General features: G+C 60.3%; 15 protein-coding genes. 14 read left to right on the top strand and 1 reads right to left on the bottom strand.

The features are described 5' to 3' along the window. Positions 1 to 4 precede the first annotated feature (4 nt). The 11 genes from QMX93_RS09905 to QMX93_RS09855 all read left to right on the top strand — a co-directional run bounded on the left by QMX93_RS09905 (position 5) and on the right by QMX93_RS09855 (position 9,125). Positions 5 to 640, top strand: coding sequence for a MotA/TolQ/ExbB proton channel family protein (locus tag QMX93_RS09905; RefSeq protein ID WP_007908216.1), 636 nt, complete (start codon positions 5 to 7; stop codon positions 638 to 640). Then, entirely contained in the window at positions 637 to 1,065 is a 429-nt protein-coding gene (locus QMX93_RS09900; RefSeq protein ID WP_007908223.1) for a biopolymer transporter ExbD, read from the top strand. Before QMX93_RS09905 ends, QMX93_RS09900 begins: the two co-directional genes overlap by 4 nt. Beyond that, positions 1,065 to 2,075 carry a tetraacyldisaccharide 4'-kinase gene (gene lpxK, locus QMX93_RS09895; protein ID WP_282355253.1) on the top strand — a complete coding sequence of 337 codons (1,011 nt, stop codon included), beginning with the start codon at positions 1,065 to 1,067 and terminating at the stop codon, positions 2,073 to 2,075. The genes QMX93_RS09900 and lpxK overlap by 1 nt, the downstream gene beginning before the upstream one ends. 21 nt (positions 2,076 to 2,096) lie before the next feature. Then, positions 2,097 to 2,282: a Trm112 family protein gene (locus tag QMX93_RS09890; RefSeq protein ID WP_003174668.1), complete on the top strand. Its 186-nt coding sequence runs from the start codon at positions 2,097 to 2,099 to the stop codon at positions 2,280 to 2,282. Beyond that, on the top strand, positions 2,279 to 3,043 hold the full coding sequence (kdsB, locus tag QMX93_RS09885) for a 3-deoxy-manno-octulosonate cytidylyltransferase (protein ID WP_053122642.1): 765 nt from the start codon (positions 2,279 to 2,281) through the stop codon (positions 3,041 to 3,043). Before QMX93_RS09890 ends, kdsB begins: the two co-directional genes overlap by 4 nt. After that, on the top strand, positions 3,043 to 3,507 hold the full coding sequence (locus QMX93_RS09880) for a low molecular weight protein-tyrosine-phosphatase (RefSeq protein WP_053122639.1): 465 nt from the start codon (positions 3,043 to 3,045) through the stop codon (positions 3,505 to 3,507). The genes kdsB and QMX93_RS09880 overlap by 1 nt, the downstream gene beginning before the upstream one ends. After that, positions 3,504 to 4,523, top strand: a complete 1,020-nt coding sequence (gene murB, locus QMX93_RS09875; RefSeq protein WP_282355251.1) for a UDP-N-acetylmuramate dehydrogenase — start codon at positions 3,504 to 3,506, stop codon at positions 4,521 to 4,523. The genes QMX93_RS09880 and murB overlap by 4 nt, the downstream gene beginning before the upstream one ends. Before the next feature lie 246 nt (positions 4,524 to 4,769). Continuing rightward, the gene (locus QMX93_RS09870; protein WP_053122632.1) at positions 4,770 to 5,240 is read left to right on the top strand and encodes a (2Fe-2S)-binding protein; all 471 of its coding nucleotides are present in this window, start codon (positions 4,770 to 4,772) and stop codon (positions 5,238 to 5,240) included. After that, positions 5,237 to 7,558 carry a xanthine dehydrogenase family protein molybdopterin-binding subunit gene (locus tag QMX93_RS09865; protein WP_282355249.1) on the top strand — a complete coding sequence of 774 codons (2,322 nt, stop codon included), beginning with the start codon at positions 5,237 to 5,239 and terminating at the stop codon, positions 7,556 to 7,558. The genes QMX93_RS09870 and QMX93_RS09865 overlap by 4 nt, the downstream gene beginning before the upstream one ends. Then, positions 7,558 to 8,538: an XdhC family protein gene (locus tag QMX93_RS09860; RefSeq protein ID WP_282355246.1), complete on the top strand. Its 981-nt coding sequence runs from the start codon at positions 7,558 to 7,560 to the stop codon at positions 8,536 to 8,538. Before QMX93_RS09865 ends, QMX93_RS09860 begins: the two co-directional genes overlap by 1 nt. Then, complete coding sequence (locus QMX93_RS09855) at positions 8,535 to 9,125, top strand: nucleotidyltransferase family protein (RefSeq protein WP_282355243.1); 591 nt, start codon at positions 8,535 to 8,537, stop codon at positions 9,123 to 9,125. Before QMX93_RS09860 ends, QMX93_RS09855 begins: the two co-directional genes overlap by 4 nt. 159 nt (positions 9,126 to 9,284) lie before the next feature. Here QMX93_RS09855 and rne read toward each other — a convergent pair whose 3' ends face one another. After that, a complete protein-coding gene (gene rne / locus QMX93_RS09850) occupies positions 9,285 to 12,512 on the bottom strand; it encodes a ribonuclease E (protein WP_282355241.1) in 3,228 nt (1,075 codons plus the stop codon). A 697-nt stretch (positions 12,513 to 13,209) separates the two neighbouring features. Here rne and rluC point away from each other — a divergent pair. From rluC to sppA, 3 genes are read left to right on the top strand one after another with little or no spacing between them, the layout of a single operon-like run. Continuing rightward, complete coding sequence (gene rluC, locus QMX93_RS09845) at positions 13,210 to 14,169, top strand: 23S rRNA pseudouridine(955/2504/2580) synthase RluC (protein ID WP_045123283.1); 960 nt, start codon at positions 13,210 to 13,212, stop codon at positions 14,167 to 14,169. Beyond that, positions 14,156 to 14,818 (top strand): HAD-IA family hydrolase, encoded by a 663-nt coding sequence (locus QMX93_RS09840; protein ID WP_053122618.1) that lies wholly within the window; start codon positions 14,156 to 14,158, stop codon positions 14,816 to 14,818. Before rluC ends, QMX93_RS09840 begins: the two co-directional genes overlap by 14 nt. A gap of 21 nt (positions 14,819 to 14,839) precedes the next feature. Further along, positions 14,840 to 15,829 (top strand): signal peptide peptidase SppA, encoded by a 990-nt coding sequence (gene sppA, locus QMX93_RS09835; RefSeq protein ID WP_053122616.1) that lies wholly within the window; start codon positions 14,840 to 14,842, stop codon positions 15,827 to 15,829. Positions 15,830 to 15,900: the final 71 nt, after the last annotated feature.

Here is a 15,900-nt window from a genome sequence, read left to right as displayed (position 1 = left end):
CACTGTGTGGGAATTGGTCAAATCCGGCGGCTGGATGATGTTGCCGATCATTCTGAGTTCCATCGCGGCCATGGCGATTGTCGCCGAGCGCCTGTGGACCCTGCGCGCCAGTCGCGTCACCCCCGAGCATCTGTTGGGCCAGGTCTGGGTCTGGATCAAGGACAAACAGCTCAATAAAGAAAAACTCAAGGAACTGCGTGCCAACTCGCCGCTGGGGGAAATCCTCGCCGCGGGTCTGGCCAACTCCAAGCATGGTCGCGAGATCATGAAAGAGTGCATCGAAGAGGCCGCCGCCCGCGTCATTCACGAGCTCGAACGCTACGTCAATGCGCTGGGCACCATCGCTGCGATGTCGCCGCTGCTGGGTCTGTTGGGTACGGTGCTGGGCATGATCGACATTTTCAGCGCCTTCACCGGTTCCGGCATGACCACCAACGCCTCGGTATTGGCCGGTGGTATCTCGAAAGCGTTGATCACCACGGCAGCGGGCCTGATGGTCGGTATTCCGGCGGTGTTCTTCCACCGGTTCCTGCAACGCCGCATCGACGAGTTGGTGGTCGGCATGGAGCAGGAAGCGATCAAACTGGTTGAAGTGGTGCAGGGCGACCGTGACGTCGATCTGGCCGAGGGCCGCGCGTGAAATTCCGTCGCAAACCACGGGAAACGATCGACATCAACCTCGCGTCGCTGATCGACGTGGTGTTTATCCTGCTGCTGTTTTTCGTCGTGACCACCACGTTTACCCGCGAAACCCAGTTGCGCGTTGATTTGCCGGAAGCCGTCAGCGGCTCGCCCGCCGAAGATCAGCAGCTCAAGCAGATCGACGTGGCCATCAGCGCTGAAGGCGTGTTTTCGGTGAACAACAAGATTCTGCCGAAAAACGATCTGGCGACATTGATGGAAGCCATGCAGAAAGAATCCAACGGTGACACCAATATGCCGTTGTCGATCAGTGCTGACGGCAAGACTCAGCATCAATCCGTGATCACCGCCATGGACGCGGCCGGCAAGCTCGGTTTCAGCCATCTGCGCATGACCACGGTCGAGGCGGCGCCCAAATCCTGATGAGCCTGTCCGATCGCTTGCTCGCCGCGTGGTATCAGGGGCACCCGGCCCTGACGCTGCTGCGGCCGCTGGAAATGTTGTATCGCCGCGTGGTGGTCAACAAGCGTCAGCGTTTTCTCGATGGCCAGGGCGAAATTTATCAGCCGCCGGTGCCGTTGATCGTGGTCGGCAACATCACCGTGGGCGGCACCGGCAAAACGCCGATGATCCTCTGGTTGATCGAACACTGCCGGCGCAGCGGTTTGCGGATTGGTGTGGTCAGCCGTGGTTACGGGGCGAAGCCGCCGCAATTGCCATGGCGCGTCGAGGCCGACCAGACCGCTGACATCGCTGGCGACGAGCCACTGCTGATCGTCCAGCGCACCGGCGTGCCATTGATGATCGACCCCGATCGCAGCGCCGCCGTCAAAGCCTTGCTCGCCAGTGAACCGCTGGATCTGATTCTCTCCGACGATGGCATGCAGCATTACCGTCTGGCGCGAGACCTGGAGCTGGTGTTGATTGATGCCGCTCGCGGTCTCGGCAACAAGCGCTGCCTGCCGGCGGGGCCGTTGCGTGAGCCGATCGAACGTCTGCAAAGCGTCGACGGCGTATTGTTCAACGGTGCCACTGAAGATCGCGACGACGGTTTCGCTTTCCATCTGCAACCGACCGCGCTGGTTAATCTGCGCAGCGGCGAGCGCAAGTCGCTCGAGCATTTTGCGCCGGGTCAGAGCGTCCACGCAGTCGCCGGGATCGGCAATCCGCAACGTTTCTTCAATACCCTCGAAGCGCTAGACTGGCGCGCAGTCCCGCATGCATTTGCTGACCACGCTGAATACAGCGTGCAGGCGTTGAATTTCACACCGTCATTGCCGTTGGTGATGACCGAAAAGGACGCGGTGAAGTGCCGTGCCTTCGCTGCTGCCGACTGGTGGTATCTGGCGGTCGATGCCGTGCCGTCGCCGGCCTTCGTGGCCTGGTTCGACACACAGCTGATGCGCCTGATGCCCGATCGGCTTTTGCCTTAACTCATTTATCAGGGAAAGTTCATGGACACCAAATTGCTCGACATCCTCGCGTGCCCGATCTGCAAAGGCCCGCTCAAGCTCAGCGCCGACAAGACCGAACTGATCAGCAAGGGTGCCGGCCTGGCGTACCCGATCCGCGACGGCATTCCGGTGATGCTCGAAAGCGAAGCCCGCACCCTGACCACCGACGAGCGTCTGGATAAATGACCACCGCGTTCACCGTTGTCATCCCGTCGCGTTACGCCTCGACCCGTCTGCCCGGCAAACCGCTGCTGGACATCGCCGGCAAGCCGATGATCCAGCACGTCTGGGAACAGGCGAGCAAAAGCAGCGCGAGCCGCGTGGTCGTCGCGACTGACGATCCGCGCATCGTCGAGGCCTGCAAAGGCTTTGGCGCCGAAGTGGTGCTGACCCGTGAAGATCACAATTCCGGCACTGATCGTCTAGCTGAAGTCGCAGCGAAACTGGGCCTTGAGCCCGATGCGATCGTGGTCAACGTGCAGGGCGACGAGCCGCTGATTCCGCCGAGCGTGATCGATCAGGTCGCTGCCAACCTGGCCGCACACACCGAAGCGCGCATGGCCACGCTGGCCGAGCCGATCGAAGACGTGGAAACCCTGTTCAATCCGAACGTGGTCAAGGTCGTCAGCGACATCAACGGTCTGGCGCTGACCTTCAGCCGCGCGACTTTGCCATGGGCACGCGATGCCTTCGCCAAAAGCCGCGAGCAACTGCCGGAAGGTGTGCCGTACCGTCGCCATATCGGCATTTATGCCTACCGCGCCGGGTTCCTTCAGGACTTCGTGAGCTGGGGCCCGTGCTGGCTGGAAAACACTGAATCCCTCGAGCAACTGCGTGCGCTGTGGCACGGCGTGCGTATTCATGTTGCCGATGCGTTGATCGCGCCGCCGACTGGTGTCGATACCGTCGAAGACCTCGAGCGCGTTCGTCGCCTGCTGGGGGCCTGATGCGCGTTCTGTTTGTGTGCCTGGGCAACATTTGCCGTTCGCCCACGGCTGAAGGCGTGTTACGCCACAAGTTGCGCGCCGCAGGGCTGGCGGATCAGGTTGAAGTGGCCTCCGCCGGCACCGGTGACTGGCACGTCGGCAATCCGCCGGACAAACGCAGCCAGGCCGCTGCCAAAGTGCGCGGTTATGACTTGTCGGCGCAACGCGCGCAGCAAGTCAGCCGCGCCGATTTCGCCAGTTACGATCTGATTCTGGCGATGGACAACAGCAACCTGCGCAACCTCAAGGCCCTGCAACCGTCCACCGGCCGCGCTGAACTGGATCTGTTCCTGCGCCGTTATGCCGGGCTCGTCGATGAGGTGCCGGATCCGTATTACGACGGCGATCAAGGGTTCGAGCAGGTGCTGGATCTGATTGAAGCGGCTTGTGACCAATTGTTGATCGAAGTGAAGGGCCGGTTATGAGTTTGCAGGTGCAACCGCAGGTTTCCCTGAAACCGTTCAACAGTTTTGGCGTCGACGTTCGCGCGCAACTGTTCGCCGAAGCCCATAGCGATGGCGATGTTCGTGAAGCGCTGGCCTATGCCGTTGCTCATGATGTGCCGCTGCTGGTGATCGGCGGTGGCAGCAACTTGCTGCTCACGGCAGATATTCCGGCGCTGGTGCTGCGCATGGCTACACGCGGGATTCGTGTGATCAGCGATGACGGTAACCGTGTGGTGATCGAGGCGGAAGCGGGCGAACCGTGGCATCCGTTCGTGCAGCACACGCTGGCGCAAGGATTCTCCGGACTGGAAAACCTCAGCCTGATTCCCGGCACCGTTGGCGCTGCGCCAATGCAGAACATTGGCGCTTACGGTGTCGAGATCAAGGATGTCTTTGCAGGGCTCACCGCGCTGGATCGCCAGACCGGCGAGCTGCGCGACTTCAGCCTCGAAGAGTGCAACTTTGCCTACCGCGACAGCCTGTTCAAACAGCAGCCGGGGCGATGGTTGATTCTGCGCGTGCGTTTCAAACTGGATCGCGTCGCCCATCTGCATCTGGAATACGGCCCGGTGCGTCAGCGCCTGACCGAGCAGGGCATCGAACAACCGACGCCGACCGACGTCAGCCGCGCGATTTGCAGCATCCGCAGCGAAAAACTGCCGGATCCGGCGGTGCTCGGCAATGCCGGCAGTTTCTTCAAGAACCCGCTGGTGTCGGCGGCCATCGTCGCGCAGATCAAAGCGCAGCACCCGGATGTGGTGGCTTATGCGCAGCCGGACGGGCAGATGAAGCTGGCGGCGGGTTGGCTGATCGAACGCGCCGGTTGGAAAGGTTTCCGTGAAGCCGATGCCGGCGTGCATAAATTGCAGGCGCTGGTGCTGGTCAATTACGGCGCGGCGACCGGCCTGCAATTGCTCGATCTGGCGCAACGTATCCAGAAAGACATTGCCGAACGTTTCAATGTCGACCTGGAAATGGAGCCCAATCGGTATTGAAGCTACGCTTTCCAGGCGCCATCCAGAGCCCTGCACTGATGAAAAAGTGCAGGGCTTTTTTGTTAACGCTGGGTTAACTTAGCGAGCTAACGATAACCGTCATTTGCTCCACCAAAGGCCCGGTGCAGACGTTCGCGTCGACACAAGAGAGCCTCATTAGCCTGAGTCGATCTGCGTGAACCACCGCCGATGCTACGGCGGCAGATTGCTCGACCCCATAACCACCAAAAATATGCGGGCGTGCCCATGATTACCCTGAAACTCAATGGCCAGGATCATTCTCTCGACGTCACGGAGGACATGCCGCTGCTTTGGGCGATCCGCGACGTTGCCGGTTACAACGGCACCAAGTTCGGCTGCGGCATGGGCCTGTGTGGCGCGTGCACCATTCATATCGATGGCTTGCCGGCGCGCAGTTGCATCACGCCGATCGGCTCAGTGATCGGGCAGAACGTCACCACCATCGACAACCTGCATGCCGATCCGGTCGGGCAAGTCGTCCAGCAAGCCTGGCTCGATACGGCAGTCGCGCAGTGCGGTTTCTGTCAGGGCGGGCAAATCATGTCGGCCACCGCGTTGCTCAAAACCAATCCAAACCCGAGCGACGAGCAGATCGAAGAAGCCATGGTCGGCAACATCTGCCGCTGCGGTACTTATAACCGCATCAAAACCGCGATCCGCCAAGCCTCCACGCATTTGAAGGAGGCGAAAGCATGAGTCGCCTTCCGAATGATTTCGCCCTGAGCAATCTCAGTCGCCGCGGTTTCCTAAAAGGCGTCGGCGCGGCGGGCGCGTTGGTGCTGGCCGCGAGTTGGGGTTGGCAGGATGCGCTGGCCGACCAGAAAGAAAAGAAATTCGGCGCTGACGGCATGCCCAACGGCTGGATCGATGACCCGAAAGTCTACGTGAGCATTGCCGCTGACGGCACGGTCACCGTGGTCTGCAACCGTTCGGAGATGGGGCAGGGCGTGCGCACCAGTCTGACCATGGTGGTTGCCGATGAACTGGACGCCGATTGGGCCAGGGTCAAAGTGCAGCAGGCGCCAGGCGATGAAGTGCGCTTCGGTAATCAGGACACCGACGGTTCGCGCAGCATGCGTCACTGGTACGAACCGATGCGGCGTTGCGGTGCTGCAGCGCGGACGATGCTTGAACAAGCGGCGGCCACGCAGTGGAAAGTGCCGGTCGGCGAATGCCACGCGCAGTTGCACAAAGTCATTCACAAGCCGTCTGGTCGGGAGCTGGGTTATGGCGAACTGGCCGCTGCCGCGAGTGCGTTGGCGGTGCCAGCGCGTGACAGCCTGCGACTCAAAAAACCGTCGGAATTTCGCTACATCGGCAAGGAAGGCACCAAAGCCATCGACGGTGCCGATATCGTCAACGGCCGCGCGGTGTACGGTGCCGACGTGCATTTCGACGGCATGGTTTACGCGACCATCGCCCGTCCGGCGGTGTATGGCGGCAAGGTCAAATCGCTGGATGACAGCGCTGCACTGAAAGTCCCCGGTGTGCTTAAAGTGATTCAGATTGAAGGTCGTCCACTGCCTTCTGAATTTCAGCCATTGGGTGGCGTGGCGGTGGTGGCCAGCAATACTTGGGCTGCAATCAAGGGCCGCGAGGCGCTCAAAATCGAATGGGATGACGGCCCCAACGCCAGTTACGACTCGATCGCCTATCGCAAGGAGCTGGAAGCCGCCTCGCTGAAACCCGGCAAAGTGGTACGCAATACCGGCGATATCGACAAAGCATTGAGCGGCGCTGCCAGCACACTCGAAGCTTCGTATTATTTGCCGCATCTTGCGCAGGCGCCGATGGAACCAATGGTCGCCATCGCCCGTTACAAGGACGGTGTCTGTGAAGCCTGGGCACCGAGTCAGGCGCCGCAAGTCACCCGCGAGCGTATTGCCGAGCGTCTCGGTCTGCCGTTCGACAACGTCACCTTAAATGTCACGCTGCTCGGCGGCGGTTTCGGGCGCAAGTCGAAACCGGACTTCGTCGTTGAAGCGGCGATCCTCGCCAAAGAATTTCCCGGCAAAGCCGTGCGGGTGCAGTGGACGCGTGAAGATGACATCCACAACTCGTATTTTCACACCGTGTCCGCCGAATATTTGAAAGCAAGCGTCGGCAAGGACGGCATGCCGTCCGGCTGGTTGCATCGCACGGTGGCACCGAGCATCACCGCGCTGTTCGCGCCGGGCATGAACCACGAAGCGGCGTTCGAGCTGGGCATGGGTTTCACCAACATGGCCTACGCCATTCCCAACGTACGCCTGGAAAACCCCGAAGCGACCGTGCACACGCGGGTCGGCTGGTATCGCTCGGTGTCGAACATTCCTCATGGTTTCGCCATCCAGAGTTTCGTCGATGAGCTGGCGCACAAGGCCGGTGAAGATCCGCTCAAGTACCAGATCAAACTGCTTGGGCCTGATCGCCAGATTGACCCGCGCACCTTGAGCGAAGAGTGGAACTACGGCGAATCCCCCGAGCGTTATCCGATCGATACCGGGCGCATGCGCACCGTGCTGGAAACCGCTGCCAAAGCCGCCGGTTGGGGGCGTAAATTACCCAAGGGCCGTGGCTTGGGGCTGGCGGTGCATTACAGCTTCGTCACCTATGTGGCGGCGGTGATCGAAGTCGAGGTTAAAGACGATGGCACGCTGATCGTGCACAAAGCTGACATCGCCGTGGATTGCGGGCCGCAGATCAACCCTGAGCGGATTCGCTCGCAGTTCGAAGGCGCCTGCGTCATGGGTCTGGGCAACGCGGTGCTGGGTGAAATCAGCTTCAAGGACGGCAAGGTTCAGCAGGACAACTTCCATATGTACGAAGTGGCGCGCATGTCGCTGGCGCCGAAGGAGGTCGCAGTGCATCTGGTGACGCCGCCGGGCGATGTGCCGTTGGGCGGTGTCGGTGAGCCGGGCGTGCCGCCGATTGCGCCGGCGCTGTGCAATGCGATTTTTGCTGCCACGGGCAAGCGCATTCGTAACTTGCCCGTGCGTTATCAACTGCAGGATTGGCAGAAGGCGGACGCCTGATGGACAGTGTCGACCTCAATGTTCTGCGCAGCGTGCTCGAATGGCGCCGCGCCGGGCAGCGGGTGGTGTTGTTTAGCGTGGTGCAAACCTGGGGCACCGCGCCCCGGGCACCCGGGGCGATGCTCGCCTTGCGCGAGGATGGCGTGGTGATCGGTTCGGTGTCGGGCGGTTGCGTCGAGGATGACTTGATCGCCCGCCTGCACGATGGACGGATTGCCAGCGACGGGCCGCCGGTGCAACTGATCACCTACGGCGTGACCCGCGAAGAAGCGGCGCGGTTTGGCTTGCCTTGCGGCGGTACGCTGCGCCTGACCGAAGAGCGGGTTGGCGATCCGTATTGGGTCGCCGAGCTGCTCGCGCGTTGTGAAGCCCACGAAATCGTCGCCCGCGAACTGAATATCGAAACCGGTGAAGTGGTTTTGACAGCGGCGAGCAAAACCGATGCTCTGGAGTTCGACGGCAAGGTTCTGCGCGCGATTTACGGCCCGCGCTGGCGCTTGCTGTTGATCGGTGCCGGGCAATTGTCACGCTACGTCGCGGACATGGCGCGGCTGCTGGATTTCGAAGTGCTGATCTGCGATCCGCGCACTGAGTTCGTTTATGGCTGGGAAGAGCAGCACGGTCGCTTCGTTAAGGGTATGCCGGATGAGGCGGTGTTGAACATTCAGACCGATGAGCGTACGGCGATTGTCGCGTTGACCCACGATCCGCGTCTGGATGACATGGCCTTACTGACGGCGCTGGATTCGCCGGCGTTTTATGTTGGCGCACTCGGCTCGCGGGTCAATAGTTTGAAGCGCCGGGAGAATCTGGCTCAGCTAGGCTTGTCGGTAGAGGCGATTGCTCGATTGCATGGGCCGATCGGTCTGCACATCGGCAGTCATTCGCCGGCGGAGATTGCCTTGTCTTTGCTCGCAGAGATCGTCGCGATCAAAAACGGCGTTGAGTTGAAGCAGAAGAAACCCGTGGAGGGCGCATGAGCCGAACCATTGGCGTGATTGTGTTGGCCGCAGGCGAGGGCAGTCGCTTTCGCAAAGTGGCGGGTGCGGACAAGGATAAGTTGCTCGCCGATTGCACCGGTCGCGATGGCGCGGTGCGCTCGGTGATCGAGCAGGTGCTGGTGAATCTGCCGGCGAGCCTCGACAAACGTGTACTGGTCACGACGGAAGAACGACCGCAAGCGATGCGTATGGCTCAGGCGTATGGCTGTGAAGTTGTGACGATTGGCACGACCGGCATGGGCGACAGCATTGCGGCGGGCATCGCGACGTGCCCGCAAGCGGATGGCTGGCTGATTGTGCTGGGGGATATGCCGTTTATCTTGCCCTCGAGTATTGAGCGGGTTGTTGCGGCGATGGCTGATGATGCGGTGAGCGTGCCGGTGCAGGACGGTGAGTTTGGGCATCCGGTGGGGTTTGGCCGGTCGTTTGGTGCGGGGTTGCTGGCGTTGAGCGGTGATCGTGGGGCTCGGCCGTTGTTCAAGCAGGGCAGGGTGGTTGAGGTGTCGGTGGATGATCCCGGGGTTTTGTGGGATATCGATGTGCCGGAGGCTTTGGTTTTTAAATAACAGCAAGATCAAAAGATCGCAGCCTTCGGCAGCTCCTACAGGGGAACGTATTTCAAATTGTTGGAGCTGCCGAAGGCTGCGATCTCTTGATCTTTTAAATGGCATAAAAAAAGCCCCGCCAGGCTTTCACCGGGCGGGGCTTTTTTACAGCTTCAGGAATCAGACGAGGGGTTTAGGCTCGTGTTCTTTTTCCTGGGCTTCTTCGTGGTGCTCTGCTGCGTCTTGAACGGAGCGAGGCGCTTCAGCGATGACCGCTTCAACTACCGCTTGTTCAGCGACGACTTCTGCAACCGGAGCAGCAGCGGCAGCCTGTTCGGCTTCCTTCTGCAGGCGCTCTTCTTCACGCTTGCGACGACGCACTTCACGAGGATCGTTCGGTGCGCGACCGTTTGCAGCCAGAGCGCTGACCGGAGCCACTTCAGCCTCCGGAGCAGGAGCTTCGACAACTACCGGCGCTTCGACGACTGGAGCTGGTTCAGCAACAACCACTGGCTCGGCAGCTTTGGTCTCTTCAACCACTGGAGCTTCGGCAACAGGCGCTTCGTACGCTGGTGCTTCGAACACTGGCGTCTCAACAACCAGCGCTTCAACCACTGGCGCTGGTGTTTCAGCGACAACCGGCTCGGCGACCCAGTTGAACGCGGTCTGCTCTTCGCGAACTTCACGTACGGTTTCGGTCACGGTTTCAGCGACGGTTTCAACCACCGGCTCAGCAACCACAACTGGAGCCGGCTCTACCTGAGGCAGCGTTTCCTGAACCGGAGCCACTTCGACTTCCGGAGCAGCAACCACTTCTACTGGAGTGGTCGCTTCAACAACCGGCGCTTCCACTGGAGCGGTTTCCTGAACAGCAGCGGTGGCGCGTTCGGCTTGCTCAAAGGCTTGGGCTTCGGCCGGAGCGCTGATCACGGTGCTGGCAACGGCTGCGGTAACAGCCAGGCCGGCGGCCAGATCGGCATTGCTTGGCTCTTCAGCGTTTTCGCCGGCTTCGGATTCTTCCGAACCTTCGATCACGTTGCCGTTGGCATCACGCTGACGCTCACGACGGTTGCTGCGACGACGCTGACCGCGCGAACGACGACGTGGGCGATCGCCTTCGGCGCTCTCCGAACCGTCTTCCGGCAGTTGCTCTTCGTTGGTATTCACTTCTTCTTCAGCGACGGCAGCAGCGGCCTGTTCGGCGCGCGGTTGACGCTCTTCACGCGGCGGACGCGGTGCGCGCTCTTCGCGTGGCTGACGAACCGGACGCTCTTCAGCAGCCACCTCGGTGGTCACGGCAGGAGCGGCATCGAGTGGCTCGCGCAGTTCACGTACACGTTCTTCACGCTCGCCACGTGGCTTGCGATCTTCACGCGGAGCGCGCGGAGCACGTTCTTCACGCGGCGCACGTGGCGCGCGTTCTTCACGGGCGGCTGGCGCTGCTTCGGTACGGGCTTCACGCGGCTCGCGAACTTCGCGGGCTTCACGTGGCTGACGCTCTTCACGCGGCTCACGTGGGGCGCGTTCTTCACGCGGTGCACGCTCTTCGCGCGGTTTGCGTTCTTCATCGCGGCGACCATTACGGTTGCGGCTCTGTTGACGACCGTTGCGACGCTCTTCGTTACGGGCCGGACGCTCGGCAGCCGGTTTTTCAACCACGGCCGGAGCAACTGGCTCTTCTTTGGTAGCGAACAGGCTGACCAGCGACTTCACCAGACCTTTGAACAGGCTTGGTTCTGGCGCGGCAGCCGGAGCCGGCGCGGCGGCAGCAGCAGGTGCGGCCACTTCGGTCGGCACCGGAGCGTTGGCGCGAGCCGGTGCAGTTTTGACCGCGGCTTCCTGGCGAACCAGGGTGCGGGTCGCGGCGGCTGGCTGAACTTCTTCAACTTCGGCAGCGGCGGCAGCGATTTCGTAGCTGGACTGGTTGGTCGCGGCTTCCGGGCTGTCGTCACGCAGGCGCTGAACTTCGAAGTGCGGCGTTTCGAGGTGATCGTTCGGCAGAATGACGATGCGAGCACGGGTGCGCAGTTCGATCTTGGTGATCGAGTTGCGTTTTTCGTTGAGCAGGAACGCGGCCACCGGGATCGGCACTTGTGCGCGAACTTCGGCGGTGCGGTCTTTCAGGGCTTCTTCTTCGATCAGGCGCAGGATCGCCAGCGACAGCGATTCAACGTCACGAATGATGCCGGTGCCGTTGCAACGCGGGCAGACGATGCCGCTGCTTTCGCCCAGCGATGGACGCAGGCGCTGACGCGACATTTCCAGCAGGCCGAAGCGCGAGATGCGGCCGATCTGCACGCGAGCGCGGTCGGCTTCCAGGCATTCGCGGACTTTCTCTTCCACGGCGCGCTGGTTCTTGGCAGGGGTCATGTCGATGAAGTCGATGACGATCAGGCCGCCGATGTCGCGCAGGCGCAACTGACGGGCGATTTCTTCGGCGGCTTCAAGGTTGGTCTGCAGAGCGGTTTCTTCGATGTCGCTGCCTTTGGTGGCGCGCGCCGAGTTGATGTCGATGGACACCAGGGCTTCGGTCGGATCGATAACGATGGAGCCGCCGGAAGGCAGTTCAACGACGCGCTGGAAAGCGGTCTCGATCTGGCTTTCGATCTGGAAACGGTTGAACAGCGGCACGCTGTCTTCGTACAGCTTGATCTTGCTGGCGTACTGCGGCATCACCTGGCGGATGAAGGTCAGGGCTTCGTCCTGGGCTTCAACGCTGTCGATCAGCACTTCGCCGATGTCCTGGCGCAGGTAATCGCGGATGGCGCGGATGATCACGTTGCTTTCCTGATAGATCAGGAATGGCGCGGAGCGATCCAGCGAGGCTTCTTTAATAGCGGTCCACAGTTGCAGCAGGTAATCGAGGTCCCACTGCATTTCTTCGCTGCTGCGGCCAAGGCCGGCAGTGCGCACGATCAGACCCATGTCGGCCGGTGCAACCAGACCGTTCAGCGCTTCACGCAGTTCGTTGCGCTCTTCGCCTTCGATGCGGCGGGAGATACCGCCGGCACGCGGGTTGTTCGGCATCAGCACGAGGTAACGACCGGCCAGGCTGATGAAGGTGGTCAGGGCTGCGCCCTTGTTGCCACGTTCTTCTTTTTCGACCTGAACGATGACTTCCTGGCCTTCGCTCAGGACGTCCTTGATGTTGACGCGGCCTTCGGGGGCTTTCTTGAAGTATTCGCGGGAGATTTCTTTGAGGGGCAGGAAGCCATGGCGCTCAGAGCCAAAATCGACAAAGGCAGCCTCAAGGCTTGGTTCGATGCGAGTGATACGGCCTTTATAAATGTTGGCCTTCTTCTGCTCGCGTGCACCGGATTCGATGTCCAGGTCGTAGAGGCGTTGGCCATCTACCAGTGCAACACGCAACTCTTCGGGTTGAGTTGCGTTAATCAGCATTCTTTTCATGTAGTACCGTCGGTTTCCGGGCTGCCGGAAACGGCGTTCGGCACACACGACTTCTCACGGTCGGTGTCAGGTGCGTCGGGAGTGGTTGGCCATTCCCGTGTCCAGCGATATGCGGCCAATTGGGCCGATATAGCGACGTACGCGTCCTGCTTGCTGTGGCTACTTAAGCACTCAGTCAGGAGGAGGAATCAACCGTGGCTGTGGACGAGATGAAGCGTCTTGATAAAGCCTATTGCTACACAGTCCAGCGGTTGTGCATCTCCACCCTACACGTATCCCTGATAATTCGGGTGCTGCCGCGCGCAGAATCCGCAGCGGGTTGGCATTTACCGTGAGCTCCGAAAGGGGAGGTCACGCATCATGGCTAATCAGGCGGTGTTTCCGAAGCTCTCGCTCGGGGTCATCTGCGGTTGACTGCACTTTGTGAACTGGCCGTGAATATCTGCCTGTCAGGCGAGTAAAAACTCTGCTCGACGGTGTAATTCAGGCCTCATGTCACCTGCGCTTGTTACAACTGCAAACTCCACCGTTACGTAGCAAAAGCCCCGTAGGACGGCCTCGCGTCCTGGTGAATTGCGATGGTCAGGGCCGGTTTTTGACCGTGGTGCCGCTGTCCAGGCCGCTTTTGGCGGCGTTCGCGACTATAGCAGCAATGATTAAGTGCTTCAATTCCATAAAAATTGTTATCATCCGCGGCATGACAACTACTGCCCCTTCGACTCCAGGCGTTCAATTGCTTGAAGTCTCGCCGGAGTATGCCGGCCAACGAATCGACAATTTCCTCCTCGCCCGGCTCAAAGGCGTGCCCAAGACCTTGATTTACCGCATTTTGCGCAAAGGCGAAGTGCGCGTGAACAAAGGTCGGATCAAGCCCGAATACAAGCTGCAGGCCGGTGATATCGTGCGCGTGCCGCCCGTTCGCGTGCCTGAGCGCGACGAACCGGTGCCATTGGCCCAGGGTCTGTTGCAGCGCCTGGAAGCCTCGATTGTCTTCGAAGACAAAGCCCTGATCGTGATCAACAAGCCCGCGGGCATTGCGGTTCACGGCGGCAGTGGCTTGAATTTCGGTGTGATCGAAGCCTTTCGTCAGTTGCGCCCGGATACCAAAGAGCTGGAGCTGGTTCACCGTCTCGATCGTGACACCTCCGGCCTGCTGATGATCGCCAAAAAGCGCAGCATGTTGCGTCACCTGCACGAGCAATTGCGTGGTGATGGCGTCGACAAGCGCTACATGGCGCTGGTGCGTGGCAACTGGGCGACCTCGATCAAGAAAGTCAGCGCGCCATTGCTCAAGAGCAATCTGCGTTCCGGCGAGCGCATGGTCGAAGTCAACGAAGAAGGCAAAGAGGCCCTGACGATGTTCAAGGTGCTGCGCCGCTTCGGTGATTTCGCCACCATGGTCGAAGCCAAGCCGGTTACCGGTCGCACCCACCAGATTCGCGTGCACACTTTGCATGCTGGCCATTGCATTGCTGGCGACAGCAAATATGGCGATGAAGATTTCACCAAGGAAATCCGCGATCTGGGCGGCAAGCGTCTGTTTCTGCACGCTTACATGCTGACCGTGCCGCTGCCGGATGGCGGCAAGCTGACCTTGCAGGCGCCCGTCGATGAAATGTGGGCCAAGACCGTGGAGCGATTGAGTGCGCCCATCTGATTACAAGCTGCTGATTTTTGATTGGGACGGCACGCTGGCCGATTCCATCCATCGGATCGTCGAGGCGATGCACTCGGCGTCCGGGCGCTCCGGTTTCGAGTTGCGCGATGATTTCGCCGTCAAAGGCATCATCGGCCTGGGCCTGCCTGAGGCGATCCGTACCTTGTATCCCGAGATCAGTGACGCCGAAATGACCTTGTTTCGCGAGTATTACGCTGATCACTACATCGCCGCCGAAGCCGTGCCTTCGCCGTTGTTCGAAGGGGTGGTCGAGTCGATGGCGTCGTTCCGCGAGCAGGGTTATCACCTGGCCGTGGCCACCGGCAAGAATCGCCGGGGTCTGGATCGAGTGCTCAAGGCCAATGGTTGGGAAGATTATTTCGATATCACCCGCGCTGCCGATGAAACTGCGAGCAAGCCGCACCCTCTGATGCTGGAGCAGATCCTTGCTCATTGCGGCGTGCGCGCCGAGCAGGCGCTGATGGTTGGTGATTCGTCCTTCGATCTGCTGATGGCGCGTAACGCGGGGATGGATTCGGTGGCGGTCAGTTATGGCGCGCAATCGATCGAATCGCTGCAGCAGTTCGAGCCGCGCCTGTCGATCGACCGTTTTTCCGAATTGCATGCCTGGCTGGCGCAGCAGGCTTAATACGTTTTTGGGGTGGATGGCATGACCGACGAATGGAAAGCACCGGCCAAGGCAGATGCCGACGGCGGTGACGAGAAAAGCTGGAAGCTGCTGGAGAAGACTCTCCTGGCCGGCGTGCAAGAGCAGCGCCGTTCGCGGCGTTGGGGGATCTTCTTCAAGCTGCTGACGTTTGTTTATCTGTTTATTGCGCTGATCCTGTTCACGCCGCTGATGGACATGGAAAAAAGCGCCACCCGTAGCGATAACTACACCGCGTTGATCGATGTCACCGGGGTGATTGCCGATAAAGAGCCGGCCAGCGCCGATAATATTGTCGGCAGTCTGCGCGCTGCGTTTGAGGACAAGAAGGTCAAAGGTGTCGTCCTGCGCATCAACAGCCCGGGCGGCAGTCCGGTGCAGTCAGGTTATGTGTATGACGAGATCAAGCGCCTGCGCGGCCTGCACCCGGATATCAAGGTGTATGCCGTGATTTCCGATCTGGGTGCTTCCGGTGCTTATTACATCGCCAGCGCGGCGGATCAGATTTATGCCGACAAGGCGAGTCTGGTCGGTTCGATCGGTGTGACGGCGGCCGGTTACGGTTTTGTCGGCACCATGGAGAAGCTTGGCGTTGAGCGTCGCACGTACACCTCGGGCGAACACAAGTCGTTCCTCGATCCGTTCCAGCCGCAGAAGCCGGATGAAACGGCGTTCTGGCAGACGGTGTTGGATACCACGCACAAACAGTTCATCAATAGCGTCAAGCAGGGTCGTGGTGATCGTCTGAAGGACAAAGAGCATCCGGAGCTGTTCTCCGGGCTGGTCTGGTCGGGCGAGCAGGCGCTGCCGTTAGGTTTGATCGATGGGCTGGGCAATGCCAGTTCGGTTGCGCGTGACGTGATTGGCGAGAAAGAACTGGTGGATTTCACCGTTCAGGAATCGCCGTTTGATCGCTTCTCGAAAAAGCTTGGCGCCAGCGTGGCTGAGCAGTTGGCGATGTGGATGGGTTTCCACGGGCCTTCGTTGCGTTAATTCGTTGTAAAGATCAAAAGATCGCAGCCTGCGGCAGCTCCTACACGTTTCATGTCCGATCACATTTTCGT

It is taken from the genome of Pseudomonas sp. PS01303 (genome assembly GCF_029959385.1).
In the GTDB taxonomy this organism is placed as follows: Bacteria; Pseudomonadota; Gammaproteobacteria; order Pseudomonadales; family Pseudomonadaceae; genus Aquipseudomonas; species Aquipseudomonas rustica.
This window is presented reverse-complemented; position numbering and strand designations above follow the sequence as displayed.

Bases quoted from the DNA above. Each gene is read 5' to 3' on its own strand.
- lpxK (WP_282355253.1), top strand. From the start codon at position 1,065: ATGAGCCTGTCCGATCGCTTGCTCGCCGCGTGGTATCAGGGGCACCCG.
- QMX93_RS09890 (WP_003174668.1), top strand. From the start codon at position 2,097: ATGGACACCAAATTGCTCGACATCCTCGCGTGCCCGATCTGCAAAGGC.
- kdsB (WP_053122642.1), top strand. From the start codon at position 2,279: ATGACCACCGCGTTCACCGTTGTCATCCCGTCGCGTTACGCCTCGACC.
- QMX93_RS09880 (WP_053122639.1), top strand. From the start codon at position 3,043: ATGCGCGTTCTGTTTGTGTGCCTGGGCAACATTTGCCGTTCGCCCACG.
- murB (WP_282355251.1), top strand. From the start codon at position 3,504: ATGAGTTTGCAGGTGCAACCGCAGGTTTCCCTGAAACCGTTCAACAGT.
- QMX93_RS09870 (WP_053122632.1), top strand. From the start codon at position 4,770: ATGATTACCCTGAAACTCAATGGCCAGGATCATTCTCTCGACGTCACG.
- QMX93_RS09865 (WP_282355249.1), top strand. From the start codon at position 5,237: ATGAGTCGCCTTCCGAATGATTTCGCCCTGAGCAATCTCAGTCGCCGC.
- QMX93_RS09860 (WP_282355246.1), top strand. From the start codon at position 7,558: ATGGACAGTGTCGACCTCAATGTTCTGCGCAGCGTGCTCGAATGGCGC.
- QMX93_RS09855 (WP_282355243.1), top strand. From the start codon at position 8,535: ATGAGCCGAACCATTGGCGTGATTGTGTTGGCCGCAGGCGAGGGCAGT.
- rne (WP_282355241.1), bottom strand. From the start codon at position 12,512: ATGAAAAGAATGCTGATTAACGCAACTCAACCCGAAGAGTTGCGTGTT.
- rluC (WP_045123283.1), top strand. From the start codon at position 13,210: ATGACAACTACTGCCCCTTCGACTCCAGGCGTTCAATTGCTTGAAGTC.
- sppA (WP_053122616.1), top strand. From the start codon at position 14,840: ATGACCGACGAATGGAAAGCACCGGCCAAGGCAGATGCCGACGGCGGT.